Raw genomic sequence first — 17,101 nt, forward strand, 5'->3', positions numbered from 1 at the left:
CTCCCCAAGCCAAATCCTGGCCCAAGAGAATCACGATACGAAACGCTTCGCTACCGACTTCTTCAACAGCCTGCTAGGCCTTTGCCGCATCCTCGAGCAGCCTCGCCAGCTCCGCCGCCGTGACCTCGATCGCCCGGCCGCTGCGCTCGACGCGCGCCTGGATCAGGGCGCCCTGCAGCGCCGAGGTGCAGAGCACGGCGAGCGCTTCGGCGCGCGGCCGGGCAAAACCATCTTCCACCAGCTTGTCGCGGATAATCGCCACCCGCGCCGCATAGGCCTTGCGGCCGGCCTCCGATATCGCGCGCTCGCGCGGCGCCAATTCCAGGAGCACGGTCGTGATCGGACAACCGTTGCGAAAGCCCGAGCTGCGCATCCATCCCGCGAGCAGTCTCGCATGCGCGCGCAACAGCTCGCCGGTCGAGCGGCATTCGGCGGCGAGGTTTTTTACGGTTGCCGCCACGCGGCGGCCCGCCTCCTCGACCGCCGCCGCCGCGATCGACGACTTGCCGCCCGGAAAATAGTGATAGAGCGAGCCTTTTGGTGCGCCGCTGGCATCGACGATGTCGTTGAGGCCCGTGCGCGCATAACCCTGGCGGCGGAACAGCGTCACGGCGGCATTGATGATCGGCTGGCGATGTCGCGGAACGGCCGGCATCGGGGTTTCCTCCAGGCGCATAAACTATATTGATTGGTCTACATGAGCCTCCGACAGTCAAGCCGCAAGAGTTAAGGGAGAGCCTGATGAGCCAACGAGTGGGTTATGAGCTGAAGAATGGGGTCGCGCGGATCACGCTTGACGACGGCAAGGTCAACATGATGTCAACCGCGATGCTTGATGACATCGGCGCCGCGCTCGATCGCGCGGAGACGGACGCCGAGATCGTCGTGCTACGCTCGGCCCGCCCCGGCATCTTCTCCGCCGGCTTCGACCTCAAGGTGTTCGCGTCGGGCGACGCGGCCAAAAGCCTGGAGATGGTTCGCGCCGGTGCTGAGCTTGCGCTGCGGCTGATGGCGTTTCTGCATCCGACGATCGGTCTGATGGAAGGCCACGCCTATCCCATGGGCACTTTCCTGCTGCTCGCCTGCGACGTCAGGCTGGGCGCGGAAGGCCCGCACCGGATGGGCCTGAACGAGGTCGCGATCGGGATTGCGCCACCGAGTTTTGCCATCGAGCTCGCCCGCAGCCGCGTTCATCCCGCCTGGCTCAGCCGCACCGCAACGCTCGGCGAGATGTACGAACCCGCGGACGCGCTCACGGCCGGCTTCCTCGACCGCGTGGTCGCCGCCGAGGCGATCGACACCAGCCTGGCCCAGATCATCACCGCGCTGCGCGCCATCCACAAGCCGTCGCATGCAACCGCGAAGAAGCGGCTGCGCCAGCCCGCGATGGACGCCATGCGCGCGGCGATCGACCGCGAGCTGACGATGGCGGCCTACGAGGCCAGCAGCCGGGCACGGACCGCGGTGTTGGTGCCGGGCGCCGCCTGAGCGCGCTGCGGGGAATGAGCGCAACTCGGGCACTTCATGCCGCGAGATCGTGCAGGTGCACCCGGTACCCCGCTGGCGAAATCCGGTGGAACCGTGTAGATCGAGTGGCATGAGTGCCAGCAGCGTCAACGTCGTCACCCACCCCCTGATCCAGCACAAGCTCTCGCTGATGCGGGAGAAGGACCGCTCGACCAAGGGCTTTCGCGAGCTCCTGAACGAGATCGGGATGCTTTTGTGCTACGAGGTGACGCGCGACCTGCCGCTGGAGCTCGTCGAGATCGAGACGCCGATCTCGACGATGCAGGCGCCAAAGATCGCCGGCAAGAAGCTGACCTTCGCGCCGATCCTGCGCGCCGGCGTCGGCTTCCTCGACGGCATGCTGGCGCTGGTACCCTCGGCACGCGTCGCCCATATCGGGCTCTATCGCGACCCCGCCACGTTGCAGGCCGTGGAATACTACTACAAGGCGCCGCAGGATCTGTCCGACCGCACGGTGATCCTGATGGACCCGATGCTTGCGACCGGCAATTCCGCCTGCGCCGGGGCATCGCTGCTCAAGGCGCGCGGCGCCCGCGACATCCGCTTCGTCTGCCTGCTCGCGGCGCCCGAGGGCATCGCGCAATTCCAGCTCGAGCATGCCGACATCCCGGTCTGGACTGCGGCGGTCGACGAGCGGCTGAACGACCACGGCTATATCGTGCCGGGCCTCGGCGATGCCGGCGACCGGATGTTCGGGACCAAGTAGACGATCCCGCCCGCATCGGGTTACGGCCGGGGACTGTCTATTTCAGATAGTTCGCGAGATTCATGCTGAGGATTTTTGCGAGCGCCGAATAGGACGCGGTGAGCTGGGCCTGGTAGGTCGAGAGCTGCGCGGTGATCGCGGCGACGTCGACGCCGGTCAGATCGCTCGACAGCGTTTCGGCAAAGCCCTTGTAGTCGGTCTGGCGCGCGCTCGCCGTCTCGATCTGCGAGGCCGAGCCCGACAACTTCGCCTGCACCGCCGCCGTGTCGTCGAGCGCCGTGCTCGCGAGGTCGAGCGCCCGGGTGATGTCGGAGGACGACAGCGAGCTGCTGTTGGCCACGAACTTCAGGACCCGCATCACCTGCTCGAACGCGGAATTGTCGGCGGTCACGCCATAGGCCACGGTCTGGTCGGCCGAGACGCGGACCGAGGCGATTTCACTGTCCCCCGAATAATAGCTGGTGTCCGCCGTGGTGGTGGATCCCGTGCCGGTCGCAAAGCTCGTGAGGTCGACCGGCGCCGTTTCGGTCTTGCCGCCGGCAAAGACATATTGGCCGTCATACTGCGTGTTCAGCAGCGACCCCATCTGCTCCAGATATTGCTGCGCGGACGCAATCACCGAATTCACCTCGGTCGAGCTGCCGGTCGAGGCGGCGCTGAGCTGCGAGCGCAGTTGGGTGACGATGTCGGTCACCGAGCCGACCGCCGAATACATCACCTGCACCCGGCTGTCGGCGAGCGTCGCCGCATCGATATAGGACTGCGCGCGCGTGACCGAGACCTGGAGGTTGACCACGTGCTGGGCGGTCGAGCCGTAGCCGCCGAAATCGCTGGAGATCTGGCCCGACGATTCCTGGATCTGCTCGTTGGCCATCACCGACTGGATGCGCAGCGCATCCGCGATCATGGTGTTGGTCTGCGCGAAGGTCGCAACCCGCATCGCCATCGGCAACCCTCCCCTCTTTAGCCCGACTGCACGGCGTTCAGGAGCGCCGAGTACATGGTGTTGATGGCCTGGATCAGTGCGGAGGCGGCGGAGTATTTGTTCTGCAGCGTGCTCAGTCGCGCCGACTCCTCGTCCAGGTTCACGCCCGACTGCGAGGAGAGCGAATCCGCATAGGTCGATTGCGCCGTCTCTTTCGCCGTATAGGTGGAGGAGGCCTGCGACGCCTTGCTCGCGACATCCGAGACGATCGTGGCGGCGTAGTCGGCAAAGGAGCCTGTCGTCGCAGCAAGCCCGCCTGCGGACGCAAAGCTGCGCGAACTCGTCAGCGTGTCGTAGAGATTGTTGACCACACTGGCCGAGCCCGACGACAGCACCTGGCTGCCGACAGTGAGCGTCGACGAGGAATCCAGCGTGGCAAACGGCAGCTCGGAGGCGCCGGAGAGAATGCTGCTGTTAACGGCAAAGTCCGCGGCGCCGGTCCCTGTGACGACGTCGTTGAGGCCGAAATACGCAGAAAATCCTTCGCCCGAACTTCCGACCGAGCTCGTCATTTCGTTGATCGCGACGCCGTTGCCCGAACCCGTGGCAGAGACCGTCAGATGTCCGTTCGAATCGACCGACGCCGACAGGCCGGAGATGCCGTTGATGGCGGTGACGAGGTCGCCGACGGTGTCATAGGACGACAGGTCCAGATCGCCATAGGACACCAGATTGCCGCTCTGGTCGGTGATGGCGATGCGCACCGTGCCGGTCGCGGAGAGCGCGTCCGTGCTGGCGACCGCGGAGGTCCCGGACAGGCTGGTCGGCGGCGGCACCGACGAAGCGCTGTTGGACACGCTGTTCAGCGCGGAGGCCAACTGCTGGGCCAACTGCTCGAGCTGGGACTGCGCTGCCGGCAGCGTCTTGTCGCGCAGGGTGACCAGCGCCCCGATATCGCCGCTCGTGATCTGCGAGGTGATGTCGACGCCATTCACCGTGATGGCGCTGAAACTAGTTGACGACGTGACATTGGCGGCCGTCGTATAGCTGATCGTGTGCGCGCTGCTGTCGACCAGCGCCTGGCCGGAGGTGGTGTAGACCTGGAGATCGCCGTTCGACGCCGTGAAGTAGCTGACGTTCATCCTGGACGCGAGATACTGCAGCGCGGTGTTGCGCTGGTCCTCCAGATCCGCGGTCGACTGGCCGGAGGCCGCGACCTGCTTGATCTCGGCGTTGAGGTCGGCGATCTCTTGCAAATCCTTGTTCACGTCGTCGATCGAGGACGCGATGTCCTGGTCGGCATTGGAGCGCAGCTTCTGGATTCCGCTGGAGGTTTCCCGGAGCTGACTGGCCACGTCGTCGAGCGCACTCACCACATTGGATTGCAGCGAGGAGCTGCTCGGCGTGCTCGCGAGCGACGACAACGCCGACTCGAGGTCGGCCAGCGTATTGGCGAGCGATGTTCCGGTCGACGAGCTGTCGGAGGTGCTGGTCGAGCCGTAGAGTTTTTGTAGCGAGGTCAGGTAGGTATTCGTCGTATCGGCCGCGCCGAGCTCCGAGGTCGCTGATATCAGCGACTTCAGGAGCAGCTTGTCCACGGTCGAGGTGATGCCGGTCACGGTGACGCCGGTGCCGACGCCATTTGTGACGCTGCTGGCCTGGTTCGCGGTCTTCGTCGTGTAGCCGGTCGTGTCGGCGTTCGAAATGTTCGACGACGTCACGCTGATCTGGACTTGCGTGGCCGAGAGCCCGCTGAAGGCGATCAGTCGTGCGATATCGAGCGACACGGCGGCCCTCCCCGTTGCGTCAGGCGTGCCGGCTGGTGCCGCTGGAGACCGCCCGCGCGGCGGCGACGCGGCCCGAAGCGCCGTAGGGCGAGACAGCGGCGATCTGCTCGCGGATCGCCTGCATGACCGCCTCGATCCGGCGGTTGCTGGCCTCGATCGCCGCGCGCAGCCGCACCAGGTTCTCGTCCATCGCCGCGCGTAGTTTCAGGATCCGCTCCATCAGCTGCTCGCGCAGGATCCGGTCCCTGACGTGCAGGCTGGTGGTGCCCCCGGCGCATTCGGCGACCGTCCGCTCGAAGAGCTCGGCCAGGCGGTTCTTCTCGTCCACCTGCTTCAGGCGCGAGGCCGGCAACCCCTTGGCGAGTTCCGCATTTTCCTCGGCAACCAGGGTGGTCAACACGTCGATCAACCCGATCAGCGACTTGATCCGGGCATCGCCCGCGGCAACACTGGTCCTGGTAAGCTCTGCCTGTTTCATGTTCGTTGCCTTTATCGTTCTCTTAATTCTGCGGCCGGCCGCGGCCCGCCTGTGACCCGCGCAGATAGGCACCGATCGCCGTCGTTCTCGCCGCTGCGCGACGCATCTCGCCCTCGATCTCGGCGCACTCGCGCAGCAGACCGCGGCGCGTGGTCTCGATGTCATCGAGCAGCACGAGCAGCCGTCCACGATCGGCGCTGTCGGCCACACTGGCGCGCGCCACCAACCGCTTGAGGCGGAGCAGCAGCCCTTCGCCGCCGGCATGATCCCTGACGCCGCTCATCGCCTACCTCATCGCCGAGATCAGCGTGTCGTACATCTTGTTGACGGTCGAGATGACCTGCGATGCCGCGGAATAGGCCTGCTGCGCCGAGATCATGCTGGAGAACTGGCTGCTGGTATCCGTCGTCGAGGATTCCAGCTCGCTGCCGTAGATCGTGCCCGCGCCGTTCTCGCCCGAGGCCTGCAGCGCCGCGTCACCCGACGTCACGGTGGCCGAATAGATGCCGTTGCTCTGCGCCGAAAGGCCGTTCGGATCCGAGAAGGTCGCCACCGCGATCTTGTAGATCGGAATGGTCTTGCCATTGGAGTAAGTCGCCTCGACCAGGCCGTTCTTCCCGATCGCGATACTGGACAGTTTTCCGTAGGACAGGCCGTCCGACGTGATGCTGGTGAGGTTCACCGACGGCGTGGTCTCGCCCGAGGCATATTGCGTCAGGCCGTCGGTTGCGCCGACAGTGCCCAGATCGAGTGTGATGGTGCTGTCGGTGGCGCCGTCGGTCCAGCCGGTGACAGAGATCGTCGCCGGGCTCGGGCTGGTGCTCGCGAGCGAGCCGTCGCTGTTGAAGGTGATGTCGACGGTTCCGCTGGTCGTGCCTGTGGTCGTGGACGTGTCCGAGGCCGACGTCGGATTGGCAAAGCTCGCGCTCCAGGTGTTGGTGCCGGTCTTGGACCAGGTGATCTGGATCGAATTGGCGGCGCCGAGCGAGTCATAGACAGTCATCGAGCTGGTATAGGTATCGCCGGTGGCGGCATCCGACGGCAGGTTCGCAGCGATCGTCGTCTTGGTGGTGGCGCTGCCGCTGGTGGAGGCCACCTGGGTGTCGATGGCCTGGAGGCTGCTCGCCGACTCATTGCCCACCACGTTGCCCTCCGCGTCAGTGCGCCAGCCTTCCAGATAGTAGCCGTTGTTCTCCAGATAACCTTCGTTGTTGATCGTGAAGGCGCCGTTGCGGGTATAGGAAACCGTGCCGCCGGTCGTGGCGTCGGTCACCACGAAAAAGCCGTTGCCCTGGATCGCGACGTCGGTGGCGTTCGACGTCGCGGCAAGCAGACCCTGCTGGGTGATATTGGCGCGGCCGGATACGGTGACGCCACCCGAGGCATAGGAGGTCGCATTGCTCGACGCGGTGACGAGGGCGTCGAACATCGCCGACGTCGTTTTGTAGCCCGTGGTGTCGGAGTTGGCGATGTTGTCGGAGATCATCGACAGGGACTGGCTCTGCGCGCTGAGCGCGGAGATCGCCGAGGAAAGTGCGCCGGTGAGACTCATGAGAAAACTCCGGATGAAATCAGGACGTGACGCCGATGATGTTGGCGGCGCTGACGGAGACGCCGCCGACCGTGAGCGACGGCGTCGAGGTCGAGGTGTCGATGCCGGTCACCGTGCCGGTGACGGTCGTGTAGTTGAGGACCGAGTTTCCGGCCGAGTCCGTCGCGGTGACCGAGATGGTGTACTGGCCGCCGTCCGAGAGCTGATTGCCGCTGGAGTCCTTGCCGTTCCAGGTGAAGGTGTTGGAGCCGGAATTGCCGGTGCCCGTGCCGGTCCACACCGTGTTGCCCGAGGAGTCCTTGATGCTGATCGAGACGCTGGAAGCCGTCGAGGACAGCGAGTAGCCGAACGTGGCCGAGCCATTGCTGAGCGTCGCCGTGTCGGTCTTCGCCTCGACGGTGTGGCCGATGTAGTTGACCGAGTTCAGCGTCACGAGGCTGGAGAACGAGCTCGCCAGCGCCGAGAGATTGCTGTTGATCGACTGCTGCGAACTAAAATTGGCGTAGGAGGTGAGCTGATTGATGAAGTCGGTGGTCGAGGTCGCGTTCAGCGGATCCTGGTTCTGCAGCTCGCTGACGAGCAGGCTCAGGAAATCGCTCGACGTCAGTCCCGACGTGGAGGACGAGCTCGACGTCGTCGACGACGTCGTCGTTGCAGTTGAGACGGAACTCGTCGCGGACACGGTCATCGCACACCCCGGTTCAAGGCGACCGGCGCGCTTGCGCTACGGAGCAATTGCGCGCTGATCTCTGTGCTGATGAAACGGGTCGGGACGCGAATTCAGGCGCGGATTTGCGCGCGTTTGATCGCTGTTCGAGTCGGCAAAATCTGCCGTGCGTACAGCGTCAGCCGAAGATGAAGAATGATGAGATAGCGCTGGTGCGAAGGCGAGGCAGCAGGGGCTCAGCCCCTTGCCGTCTCACCCTCGCCATGCGCCTCGGCGGTGTCGGCGCCTCGCTTGGTGGCAGCGGCGACAATGCGATCGGCAAGACCAGCCGGCGCGCGCGCCGGCGGCGCAGCGAGGGCTTCGCGCAGTGCACGCGCCTGCGCAAGCAGGGCCTGCGCTTCGGTGGACCGGGACAGGAGCTGTTCGGCAGGCAGACGACGATCGTCGGGCCAGCGCGCGAGGTCCTCGCCCAGCCGATCGATCAGATCCTCAAACTCGGTGACGTCCATCGTCCGGATATCCGCCTCGCCAAGCCCGTCATAGAGCATTGCAGGCGTGGCGGAAACCGAATTCACGCTGCCAGCCGCGCCAAGCGCACCGGCATGGCCACAACGGCCGTGAAGGCGGCCGCTTGGACCGTGCCACCCCGGACATTCGCGGGGGACCGGAACCGCCAGACCGCCGTGGTTACCGCTTCGGTGCCGAATCTGCCTTGCCGCCCCGGCTCGCGGCGTCGACGAATTCCCAGGCTTCGCGCATCTCGGTCAGGCCGGCGATGATCCGCCCAAAACTCTCGCGGGCGTGCGGCCGGCCGTAGGCCTTGAGACTCGCCAGGATCAGCGCGCTGTAGGTCTGGTACAGCCGCTCGGCGACCGTGCCGCCATTGGTGAAATCGAGATTGTGGCTGAGCCCGCGCAGGATCGCGGTCGCCTTCAACAGATGCTCATGCCCTTCCTCGAAACGCCGCGCCTCATGGGCGGCCAGCGCCTTCTGGAGGAAGGTGATGGCCCCACCGAGCAGCATCGATACCGCCTTGAGCGGCGGCACGGTGGTCGCGGCTCCCCGATAGGCCTGGTTGGCCATATACGCCATCTGGTTATGCATCATCACTCACTCGATTCCACTCGATCAATCGCTCGACGAGGCGCTGAGCAGCGCCTTGAGATAGGTCAGCGTGCTGTTGGCGCTCTCGATCGCGGCCTGGTATTTCGCATACTGGGTCTGGAGCTGCGTTTGCAGCGTCGACGCCGCGCTGTTGATGTCGTCGACCTTCTGCTGCAGCTCGTCGTCGCGCGTCGTGAGATTGGTGATCAGCGTCTGCAGCGCGCCGGTCGACGAGGAGTAGTTCTTTGCGACCTGATAGAGCTGCGTGGCGATGCCGGAGGTCGACGTCACCGTGATCGACTGCGAGGTCGAACCGCTATAGGTGAACGCCATGCCGGCATAGATCGAGCCGGACGCGCCGATGATGGTGGTGCCGCTGACGGTGAACAGCGACGAATCGCCGCCGACCGAGGCCGAAGCGAGGTTTCCGTCGGAATCGACCGTGAGGTCCAGAGTAAACGATTGCGGCGACGTCCCGGTGTTGACGACGCTGAGCTGGCTCGACGACGTCGTGGTCTGCGCCGACAGCAGCTCAGTCACGCCGCTGAGATTGGTGCTCAGGATATCCGACAGCGTCGAGGTGTCGAGCTCGAGCTCGTTGTTCTCGTTAAAGGACAGGCCGAGATCGGCCATGGTCAGGCCGCCCACGGTGCTGTTCAGGGCGTTCTGGAGCGCGTCCATGATGTTGCGCATGGTGCCGTCGCCAAACAGCACCGCACTCGAGGACGCCGTGCCGTCGGTGTCGGTCGACTGCTGCGCGATGACCTCGTCCCGAAAGGCATTGTAGTTGGTGACGAACGTCTCCAGCGCCGATTCGATCTGGCTGGTGTCGGTCTCGATGCTGATGTTGAGCGTCGTTCCGTCCGGCGTTGCCTGGAGCAGGTTGAAGGTGACCCCGGTCAGCACATCCGAAATGTCGTTGGTGTCGCGGGCCATCGCGATGCCGTCCAGCGTGAACTCGGCCGACTGCGCCTCCTGAAGCACGTCGGCAAACTCCCCGGAGCTGTCGGTCACGCCAAGCTTGTTGAGGATGTCGTCGCCGGACGTGCTGGAATAGGCGATGTCGGCGGCGTCCTCGGTGCCCGTCAAGACCATCTCGTACGAGCCGCTCGACACCTGCACGATCGAGGCCTGGACGTTGGTCGTCGAGGTCTGCGCGTTGATGGCGTCGACGACGTCCTGGAGCGACATCGTGCCGGTCACCGTGATGTCGGCCGAAGAGCCGCCCTCGAGGCCGAGCGAGAAGGTCCCGGAATAACCGAGCTCGTCGGTCTGGCTCGACTGCGTGGTCCCCACCACCTTGTGCGCGGTGGCGAGCTGGCTGATCGTCAGCGTGTGGTCGCCGGTCGCGGCCCCGTTCTTGATCGTCATCGACAGCGTCGAGGACGCACTGACGTCGCCGGTCGAGCTGATGCTCGCCGAACGGGTCGAAAATGCGTTGGTGGCGAGCGAATTGACCACCGACGTCGCGAGCGACGCCAGCCCGGAATAGAGCGTCTTCAGGTCGCTCTGGAGCGTCTGATAGGCCGAGATCTTGGCCTGGTTGTTGGTGATCGACGTCGAGATCGTCGTCGCCTGCGTCGTCTTCGCGCTGACGGCGGCTTCGATCAGCGCCGACCAGTCGATGCTGCTCGAATTGGTCGTCCCGCTCGTGGTGATCGAGACTCCCGAACTCGTGGTGCTTGTGCTCGAGCTGACGCTGGTCACTTGCCTGACGATCCCCTGGGAACAACCGGGCCGACGTCATGCCGGCCCGGTCAGATCATGATCGGCCGAACGCTTAGCCGAGCAGCTTGAGCAGGTACTGCGGCATCTGGTTCGCCGCCGCCAGCGCCGACACGGCGGCCTGGGTCTTCACTTCCGCCGACGACAGCTTGGACTGCTCGGCCGCGATGTCGACGTCCTTGATCGCCGAGTTCGCCGCCTGCAGGTTCTGGGTCTGGGTCGAGATCGAATCGGCGCTGAAGTTGAAACGCGACTCCTGGGCGCCGATGCTGGCGCGCGCGGCCGAGACGGTGTCGATCGCCGTGTCCAGCGCGGTCAGCGCCGATGTTGCGCCCGACTGGGTGCTGACGTCGAGCGAGGACACGCTGAGCGAGGACGCAGTCAGGCTCGACAGCGTGATGGTGATGGTGTCGGAGCCGGACGAGCCGACCAGCACGGAGACGCCGGAGGCGAACACGCTGGAGCCGTCGAGCAGGCTCTGGCTGGAATAGCGGGTGCCGCTCGCGATGGAATCGATTTCGCTCGTGAGCTGCGAGAATTCCGAGTTGATATAGGCGCGGCTGGAGTCGGTCGTGGTACCCGAAGCGGATTCCGACGCCAGCGACTTCATGCGGGCGAGAATGTCGGAAATGTTCGAGGCGCCGCCATCGGCGGTCTGCAGGATCGCGGTGGCCTGCGAGGCGTTGGTCGCGGCCTGCTGCAGCGTGGTGACGTCGGAAGAGATGCGGGTCGAGATCGCAAGACCGGCGGCATCGTCGGAAGCGGACGTGATGCGCGAGCCGCTGGACAGTTTCGAGAGCGAGCTGGTCTCCTGCGCGGAGTTGACGTTGAGGTAACGGACCGCGGCGTTGGCGGCGGTATTGGTGTTGATCGCGGGCATTGGAGGCTCCTGTGCTGATGGGCATGACGCCGCATCGTTGAAGGCGATTGACGACGACGCGGGCGCAGCCCCGTCCACCCGCTCAAACGAAGGAGCGGCGGACGATCAGGCGGGAAATCTTTCGGAAGGAAGATTTTATGGTTAGCAGTCGGTAAACGCGGTCCGGATGTCGCGTTCGTGCCGGCACAGGAGCTGGCGAAGCTGCTGGCGGCCGCGCTTGAGGAGCGATTCCACCGCGGCGACCGTGGTGTCCATGACCTGCGCGATCTCGCCGTTGCTCATGTTCTCATGATAGGACAGGATCACCGCAATGCGCTGCTGCTCGGGCAGACGCTGCATTGCAAGCTCCAGCATGTCGTTCAGCTCGTTGCGCTCGATCACGCGCGAGGCGTCCGGCTGTCCGTCGGCGACCTCCGGCACGGCATCGACATTCTCGTTGCGCGGCTTGCGGCGCAGATCGATGCAGCGGTTGGAGATGACGCGATAGAGCCAGGTGGAGAATTTTGCGCGGCCGTGCTGCCAGCGGCCGCGATGGCTCCAGATCTTCAGCATGGTGTCCTGCACCACATCCTCGGCGTCGGCCGCGTTGCCGACGATGCGCAGCGCGATCGCATAGGCACGATCGATGTGACGTTCGACCAGCATGCGGAACGCCGTCTCGTCGTCGGCTGCCAGCCGATCGAGGAGCTCGCTGTCCTCGTCGAGCACGACATCGGCCGCAACAGGGTCGCTGTCCGGCGCGATCGAGGCCGACGAGACCAGCGGCGCATTCGCTTCCGTCGTGACTGTCGTCGCGATCTCGGCTTCGGCGGGAGCAAAAACGTCCAGCGCAAAACTCATCCCGCAATCTCCAACCCGCAATGCCGGTGGCGCATCTTCCACACGGCTTCCAGGCGTTGAACGCGGGGCGCGAACAATCCAGGCGGAGAATTTTTGTTATTTTTCAAGATGTTAGTCGGTAGCTTTTGCCGGTCGGCCGGCAAAGATTGCCGGTGACGCGCGACGAAGCGCGCATTCGTTGGGCAATCGTCGACATCGTCTCGCATCATCGCGGATCATTCATCTCGAACAGAGCTGCACAGAAAAACGCTGTGATTACGCGGCACTGAACTGATCGAGCACATCACGCAACGCGCGTGCGAATGATCGATTGTTTCCGAGTGGAAATGAACGCGAGACGACTTTTTCACTCGGCAATTTTTTCCGAATCACAATTCGAACCTAACGGATTTTTTGAATCTGTCAGTCGGCAGATGCGCGATTTTGAATCGCGCATCGATTTTTTTCGACGTCGCACGCCTGAATTCGCACGCACGTACGTTGATCGCTTCGATTGGCGGAGAATTTTGGGATGAACGTCGCAACGATCGACGCACAGCGTCGCGCGAAAATTGTTTCTGCTTGGTCGTTCGATGTTTTCGATACGTTTCTGATGCGCGCCTGCACGACGCCGGATGGCGTATTTGAAAGGACTTACGAGCTATCAGGCATTTCACGAACTTATCCGGATGTTTCTGCCAGTTTCGTTCAGCATCGAACGCAAGCCGAATCACGTGCGCGACGGACCGCGAAGGACACGCGCGGCACGAGCGAGGTGCACATCGCCGACATCTATTCCTTCTTTCCGTTCAGGCTGTTCGGCCTGAAACGCGCGCATCTTCGCGATATCGTTGAGGCCGAGTTCGAGGCCGAGCTCGAGCTTTGCCGCGTCAACCCGGACATGCTCCGGCAATATCTGGACATGAAACACCTGGGCCATCGGGTCGGTTTCATCTCCGACACCTATTGGAACTCGAACCAGCTCACGCGCCTGCTGCGTGCCTGCCGCCCGGGATTGTCCTGGGACTTCCTCTATGCGTCCTGCGACCACGGCAGCAGCAAGAGCGAAGCCTTGTTCGCGACATATCTGTCCGAACAGGGGGTCGATCCGGCGGCGTCCTTTCATATCGGCGACAATGAGCGCGCCGACATCAGGGGCGCGAAGCGCTACGGCCTCCGTCCGCGCCATTATCCGCAGGCCAGCCCGCAGCTCGCATCAAAGCTCCAGCGCGAAACCGCGATGTTCGAGCTGCTGTGTCAGGGGTGGCCGGCGCGGCTCGACCACGGCTCGCGCACGCTGCGCAGAATGGTGGCGGCGCGCAGTACCGAGACGTCGCCGGCCTTTCAACTCGGATTGACGGTGCTCGGCCCGGTCATGACGGCGTTCGACACCTTCGTCGCGGCTCGCCGCGAGGAGCTCGATGCACCCGATCGACATATCGCCGTCAGCTTCCTCGGGCGCGACGGTTTTCTGTCGCACCTGATATGGCAGAACGGTCGTGACGCCGCGTCCGCCTATATCGAGATCAACCGTCGCGTCAGCCTCATCGCCTCGGCCGACACCATGCAGCCGCTGCTCGACCTGCTCGGCAAGGTCCTGAAGATCGACGCTCCGACCTTTCGCGACATGATAAAGGTGCTGCCTCCCCCCGTAGCGGACTTCTTCGCGCAATGTCCCGACGGCATCGCGACCGGGGAGGAATTGGCGGAAGCCCTGCCCCATCTGATGGACGAGCGAGAGATCACCGCACTCGCCGCGGGCCTGCGCGCCCGACTGCTCGCCTATCTGCGCGAGGTCATTCCCGATTTCGACCGCTGCACCGATCTCGTGCTGGCCGATCTCGGCTATTCCGGCAGCGTACAGAAGGCGCTGCGTCGCATCTTCGACCAGGAAGGCATCGCGATCCGCCTGCACGGCGCCTACCTGATCTCGCTCGACGACACTGTTGACGATCTCACTGACTGCGACACCGCGGAAGGCTTCATCTCCGATCTCGTGGTCACCCCGCACGTCAAACGCATGCTGATCCGCAACGTGGCCTTGCTCGAGCAGATCTGCTGCTCCGCCGAGGGCTCGGTACGCGATTACCGGGACGGCGAGGTGCTGCGCGAAATCAATCCGCGACCCCGAGCGCAGATTGACCTGGCCTCAGAGATCCAGGCGGGCGCCCTCGCCTATGCCGCCAACGCAGGCGAAGTTGCCGCCGGTTTTGGGCTGCAGCCCCATGCGTCGCTCGATCTCGCGGCGCGCTGGAGTGCGGCGACGCTGGCGCGGCTCCTGTTGCTCCCGGACGACGACGAACTGGCGCTGCTCGGCGGACTGAAGCACGACGTCAACCTCGGCACGCACGCGCTGGCACCGATGCTCGACGCCGGCTTCATCCGCAATCAGGTCACCGCGCGCGGCCTGACCGCCGCCTGCACCTCTGCCGCTCCGCCGATGTGGCTCGCCGGCAGCTTTGCCAGCCTCTCTCCATCCTACGCTTACCTCTATGCGATGTTTGGCGCGAACCGCCTCCCTGCCGATGTCTTCGAGGAGACGCCTTGCGGCTCGTTGCAGGTGGGATTGTTCCGCGCGGGCGGCGACGCGTCGATGGAGACCGTTACTCTATACCGCACCGGTCTCGGCGAATTGCGCCTGCGCGTCCCGATCTCGCGCGCCATGGGCATCACCATGATCGTACTGCCGTTGGCAAGGGCCACGCGCGACGGCCTGCTTCACGCCGTCACCGTGCAATCAGGCGAAACCGTCCGCGACGCCGCGGAAAGCCAGGACGTGACGGCCATCCCCCGGGAGCGGCTAAGCCATGCGGGACTCACGCTGAACGGCGCCGCCTATCATGCTGCTGATGACGAGGGTTGCCTGCTGATCCCGGTCGCTCCGATGACGCAGGAGATCGCGATCCATTCCATTGCGATCACCCCGCTCGGCCACGCTCCCACCGTCCCAGACCGTCGAGAATAGTCCGCCTGATCGTGCCTCCCCGGCCGTTGAAGTGAACGGGCCGGCACGACGCAAGGGGGCACTGGAATTGACCGACGACACGCACGCACAGCTCGACGACCTCCTGCGCAAGACGGGCATCAGGCTCGGCCATGTCCAGCGCGACCGCCTCACCTGGCTGGTCGGCCGCTACGGCGCCCCGACGCTCGGCGGTCAGTATGAAGGCCTGCGCCATGGCGGGGTCATCGTCCTGACGGAGCCTCCGAGCGGAGCCGCGGCCGAGCTGTTCTATCGCTCGCTGCACTCCGGCTGCGCCGTGGTCATTCCCTTCGGTGAAAATCCCGGCTTCGATTTCCTCAAGTCAAAGCTCACCGAATTCGGCACGGTCAGCCCGAGCGCCGAGGGCCCGCACGAATTGTGGTGGGGCGGTATCGGCTGGTCAAAGCTGATCGCGAGCGCCGATGGCGCCACGATCCGGCCGCGCGTCATCTCCTTTTATCCCTATGGCAGTGATCCCGACAGCATCCGCAGCCTGAGGCAATCGCTCGACGAGCTGGAGCTGGACTCCCACATCGAGCCGATTGCAGCCGAGCTTGGCGAGCAGGTGCTGTGCTTCGAGAAGGCCGAGTTTTTGGCCCGGATGTGGCAGCGTTACAGCGAGCCGCTCCTGTTCCTGGAAGCCGGGGCGATCGTTCGCGAGGCGCCCTTGCTGCCGTCGGCGCTCGGCTGCGACGTTGCACTCCACAAGTGGAACCGCTGGGAAATGTCGGCGCGTACGCTCTATCTCGGCCGCACCGCGCGCGCCGAGCAATTGCTGCGGAGCTGGCATCATCTCGCGGCGTCCTATCCGGCGATCTGGGACGGCTATCTGCTCGACCAGGCCTGGAGCCTCACCTCCTCGCAAGGCCCGCTCGACACGGTGTGGCTGCCGCGCTGCTATCACGCGATGAGGGGCGACCTCGCCGCCGCGCGCGCCACCATCCAGTACAACGAGCAGACCACGACGACCAGCCTCGGCCCGGATCCGAGCTTCGCCGGCCTCGTCCGAGCAGCGCGTCGCGCGAGCCGGACCGGTGCGCGCGACGCCTTCATGGTCATGACGTCGGAGGCCGCCAACGAGAACGGCGTTGCCGTCATCCTGCGCGACGTCGAGGCCAATGACGCCCGCGCGGTGGCCGCTACGGTGGAAGCCGTGACCGGCGCGTTCGCGGCCGATTGCGGCGGTTACAAGCGGTTCGAACTGTCGCTCTGCGCCCTCAGAGACGATCTCGGTGCAGCCCGGGCCGCGGCGCAGCAGGCACACTACCGCATCCTGGAGATCGCGCCGGGCCAGTTGATCCCGCGCGATTTCTTCGCCGCGCACGCTCAACACGCGGTCGACCACACGGTCATGACTGCGCGCTACCTCTTCCCCTGACGGACATCCGCGACATGCTCAAGACCATCATTTTGCTCACCCACACCGTCCAGCAGCAGCGTCCGCTTGCGAACCTGCTCCGTGAATACAACCCGGATCTCGCCTTCTGCTCCGCACTCCGCGCGCAGGATCTGGCTGCCATCGCACCGGAGATCCTTCGGGATGCCCGCCTGGTGTGCTTTGCCAACGACATCCCGGTCTCCGAGAAGTTTTTGCTCCAGCTCGGTCATGGCGCCTACAAATTCCATATCGCGCCGCTGCAATATCCAGGCTTGCCGCCGGCGCCGGACGAGATCGACGGCGACGCACGGTGTTTTTCGGCTATCGCGCAATCGATGACGGTCTGGCCGGACTCGAAGACGGTGGTTGGACTGGAAACGCTGACCATTCCGGAGGGAACGGCGTTGGCCGAGCGCGAACGGATGGTCTTTGCCCGCCTCGCACATCTGTTCTGGCGCATGTCGCCGCTGATTGCCTGCGAGGCGACCGAGCTGCCCGGCGTCATCGATCCCGGCGACAGCCAGCGGCCTTCGCTGGCGATGATGAATTGAGGTCGATGGCTACGGCCCC

At 64.7% G+C, this 17,101-nt stretch carries 17 protein-coding genes; 5 read left to right on the forward strand and 12 right to left on the reverse strand.

Going from position 1 to position 17,101, the window contains the following annotated elements; all coding sequences use genetic code 11:
* Positions 1–73: 73 nt before the first annotated feature.
* Complete coding sequence (locus tag JQ632_RS24430; protein WP_212405141.1) at positions 74–655, reverse strand: TetR/AcrR family transcriptional regulator; 582 nt, start codon at positions 653–655, stop codon at positions 74–76.
* Positions 656–741: 86 nt separating this feature from the next.
* On the opposite strand from JQ632_RS24430, the gene JQ632_RS24435 reads away from it, so the two are divergent.
* Both JQ632_RS24435 and upp read left to right on the forward strand, forming a co-directional pair.
* Positions 742–1,488 (forward strand): crotonase/enoyl-CoA hydratase family protein, encoded by a 747-nt coding sequence (locus tag JQ632_RS24435; protein ID WP_212405142.1) that lies wholly within the window; start codon positions 742–744, stop codon positions 1,486–1,488.
* Positions 1,489–1,597: 109 nt separating this feature from the next.
* Positions 1,598–2,233: a uracil phosphoribosyltransferase gene (upp, locus tag JQ632_RS24440; RefSeq protein WP_212405143.1), complete on the forward strand. Its 636-nt coding sequence runs from the start codon at positions 1,598–1,600 to the stop codon at positions 2,231–2,233.
* 37 nt (positions 2,234–2,270) lie between these two features.
* On the opposite strand, the gene JQ632_RS24445 is transcribed toward upp, so the two are convergent.
* From JQ632_RS24445 to JQ632_RS24495, 11 genes are all read right to left on the reverse strand, one after another.
* Positions 2,271–3,179 (reverse strand): flagellin, encoded by a 909-nt coding sequence (locus JQ632_RS24445; RefSeq protein ID WP_212405144.1) that lies wholly within the window; start codon positions 3,177–3,179, stop codon positions 2,271–2,273.
* 17 nt (positions 3,180–3,196) lie between these two features.
* Complete coding sequence (flgK, locus tag JQ632_RS24450) at positions 3,197–4,945, reverse strand: flagellar hook-associated protein FlgK (RefSeq protein WP_212405145.1); 1,749 nt, start codon at positions 4,943–4,945, stop codon at positions 3,197–3,199.
* Positions 4,946–4,964: 19 nt separating this feature from the next.
* Entirely contained in the window at positions 4,965–5,423 is a 459-nt protein-coding gene (locus tag JQ632_RS24455) for a flagellar protein FlgN (protein WP_212405146.1), read from the reverse strand.
* A gap of 22 nt (positions 5,424–5,445) precedes the next feature.
* Positions 5,446–5,706 carry a hypothetical protein gene (locus JQ632_RS24460; RefSeq protein WP_212405147.1) on the reverse strand — a complete coding sequence of 87 codons (261 nt, stop codon included), beginning with the start codon at positions 5,704–5,706 and terminating at the stop codon, positions 5,446–5,448.
* A 3-nt stretch (positions 5,707–5,709) separates the two neighbouring features.
* Positions 5,710–6,975, reverse strand: a complete 1,266-nt coding sequence (gene flgE, locus JQ632_RS24465) for a flagellar hook protein FlgE (RefSeq protein ID WP_212405148.1) — start codon at positions 6,973–6,975, stop codon at positions 5,710–5,712.
* 19 nt (positions 6,976–6,994) lie between these two features.
* Positions 6,995–7,663, reverse strand: a complete 669-nt coding sequence (locus JQ632_RS24470; protein WP_212405149.1) for a flagellar hook assembly protein FlgD — start codon at positions 7,661–7,663, stop codon at positions 6,995–6,997.
* Positions 7,664–7,878: 215 nt separating this feature from the next.
* On the reverse strand, positions 7,879–8,151 hold the full coding sequence (locus JQ632_RS24475) for a hypothetical protein (protein ID WP_212405214.1): 273 nt from the start codon (positions 8,149–8,151) through the stop codon (positions 7,879–7,881).
* A gap of 178 nt (positions 8,152–8,329) precedes the next feature.
* Positions 8,330–8,749, reverse strand: coding sequence for a flagellar export chaperone FliS (gene fliS / locus JQ632_RS24480; RefSeq protein ID WP_212405150.1), 420 nt, complete (start codon positions 8,747–8,749; stop codon positions 8,330–8,332).
* Between the two features lie 21 nt (positions 8,750–8,770).
* On the reverse strand, positions 8,771–10,453 hold the full coding sequence (gene fliD, locus JQ632_RS24485) for a flagellar filament capping protein FliD (protein WP_212405151.1): 1,683 nt from the start codon (positions 10,451–10,453) through the stop codon (positions 8,771–8,773).
* Positions 10,454–10,526: 73 nt separating this feature from the next.
* Positions 10,527–11,351: a flagellin gene (locus JQ632_RS24490; protein ID WP_212405152.1), complete on the reverse strand. Its 825-nt coding sequence runs from the start codon at positions 11,349–11,351 to the stop codon at positions 10,527–10,529.
* 141 nt (positions 11,352–11,492) lie between these two features.
* Positions 11,493–12,191 carry an RNA polymerase sigma factor gene (locus JQ632_RS24495; protein WP_212405153.1) on the reverse strand — a complete coding sequence of 233 codons (699 nt, stop codon included), beginning with the start codon at positions 12,189–12,191 and terminating at the stop codon, positions 11,493–11,495.
* A 511-nt stretch (positions 12,192–12,702) separates the two neighbouring features.
* Between JQ632_RS24495 and JQ632_RS24500 the strand changes: the two genes are divergently transcribed.
* The 3 genes from JQ632_RS24500 (at position 12,703) to JQ632_RS24510 (ending at position 17,082) form a co-directional block, all read left to right on the forward strand.
* Complete coding sequence (locus tag JQ632_RS24500; RefSeq protein ID WP_212405154.1) at positions 12,703–15,135, forward strand: hypothetical protein; 2,433 nt, start codon at positions 12,703–12,705, stop codon at positions 15,133–15,135.
* 67 nt (positions 15,136–15,202) lie between these two features.
* Positions 15,203–16,531 carry a hypothetical protein gene (locus tag JQ632_RS24505; protein ID WP_212405155.1) on the forward strand — a complete coding sequence of 443 codons (1,329 nt, stop codon included), beginning with the start codon at positions 15,203–15,205 and terminating at the stop codon, positions 16,529–16,531.
* 14 nt (positions 16,532–16,545) lie between these two features.
* Positions 16,546–17,082: a hypothetical protein gene (locus JQ632_RS24510; RefSeq protein ID WP_212405156.1), complete on the forward strand. Its 537-nt coding sequence runs from the start codon at positions 16,546–16,548 to the stop codon at positions 17,080–17,082.
* Positions 17,083–17,101: the final 19 nt, after the last annotated feature.

The sequence above is a fragment of the Bradyrhizobium liaoningense genome (assembly GCF_018130955.1).
Lineage (GTDB): Bacteria > Pseudomonadota > Alphaproteobacteria > Rhizobiales > Xanthobacteraceae > Bradyrhizobium > Bradyrhizobium liaoningense_C.

What these genes read in the sequence shown, in the direction of transcription:
- JQ632_RS24430 (WP_212405141.1), bottom strand. Translation starts at nt 655, where the DNA reads ATGCCGGCCGTTCCGCGACATCGCCAGCCGATCATCAATGCCGCCGTG.
- JQ632_RS24435 (WP_212405142.1), top strand. Translation starts at nt 742, where the DNA reads ATGAGCCAACGAGTGGGTTATGAGCTGAAGAATGGGGTCGCGCGGATC.
- upp (WP_212405143.1), top strand. Translation starts at nt 1,598, where the DNA reads ATGAGTGCCAGCAGCGTCAACGTCGTCACCCACCCCCTGATCCAGCAC.
- JQ632_RS24445 (WP_212405144.1), bottom strand. Translation starts at nt 3,179, where the DNA reads ATGGCGATGCGGGTTGCGACCTTCGCGCAGACCAACACCATGATCGCG.
- JQ632_RS24455 (WP_212405146.1), bottom strand. Translation starts at nt 5,423, where the DNA reads ATGAAACAGGCAGAGCTTACCAGGACCAGTGTTGCCGCGGGCGATGCC.
- JQ632_RS24460 (WP_212405147.1), bottom strand. Translation starts at nt 5,706, where the DNA reads ATGAGCGGCGTCAGGGATCATGCCGGCGGCGAAGGGCTGCTGCTCCGC.
- flgE (WP_212405148.1), bottom strand. Translation starts at nt 6,975, where the DNA reads ATGAGTCTCACCGGCGCACTTTCCTCGGCGATCTCCGCGCTCAGCGCG.
- JQ632_RS24470 (WP_212405149.1), bottom strand. Translation starts at nt 7,663, where the DNA reads ATGACCGTGTCCGCGACGAGTTCCGTCTCAACTGCAACGACGACGTCG.
- JQ632_RS24475 (WP_212405214.1), bottom strand. Translation starts at nt 8,151, where the DNA reads ATGGACGTCACCGAGTTTGAGGATCTGATCGATCGGCTGGGCGAGGAC.
- fliS (WP_212405150.1), bottom strand. Translation starts at nt 8,749, where the DNA reads ATGATGCATAACCAGATGGCGTATATGGCCAACCAGGCCTATCGGGGA.
- JQ632_RS24490 (WP_212405152.1), bottom strand. Translation starts at nt 11,351, where the DNA reads ATGCCCGCGATCAACACCAATACCGCCGCCAACGCCGCGGTCCGTTAC.
- JQ632_RS24495 (WP_212405153.1), bottom strand. Translation starts at nt 12,191, where the DNA reads ATGAGTTTTGCGCTGGACGTTTTTGCTCCCGCCGAAGCCGAGATCGCG.
- JQ632_RS24500 (WP_212405154.1), top strand. Translation starts at nt 12,703, where the DNA reads ATGAACGTCGCAACGATCGACGCACAGCGTCGCGCGAAAATTGTTTCT.
- JQ632_RS24510 (WP_212405156.1), top strand. Translation starts at nt 16,546, where the DNA reads ATGCTCAAGACCATCATTTTGCTCACCCACACCGTCCAGCAGCAGCGT.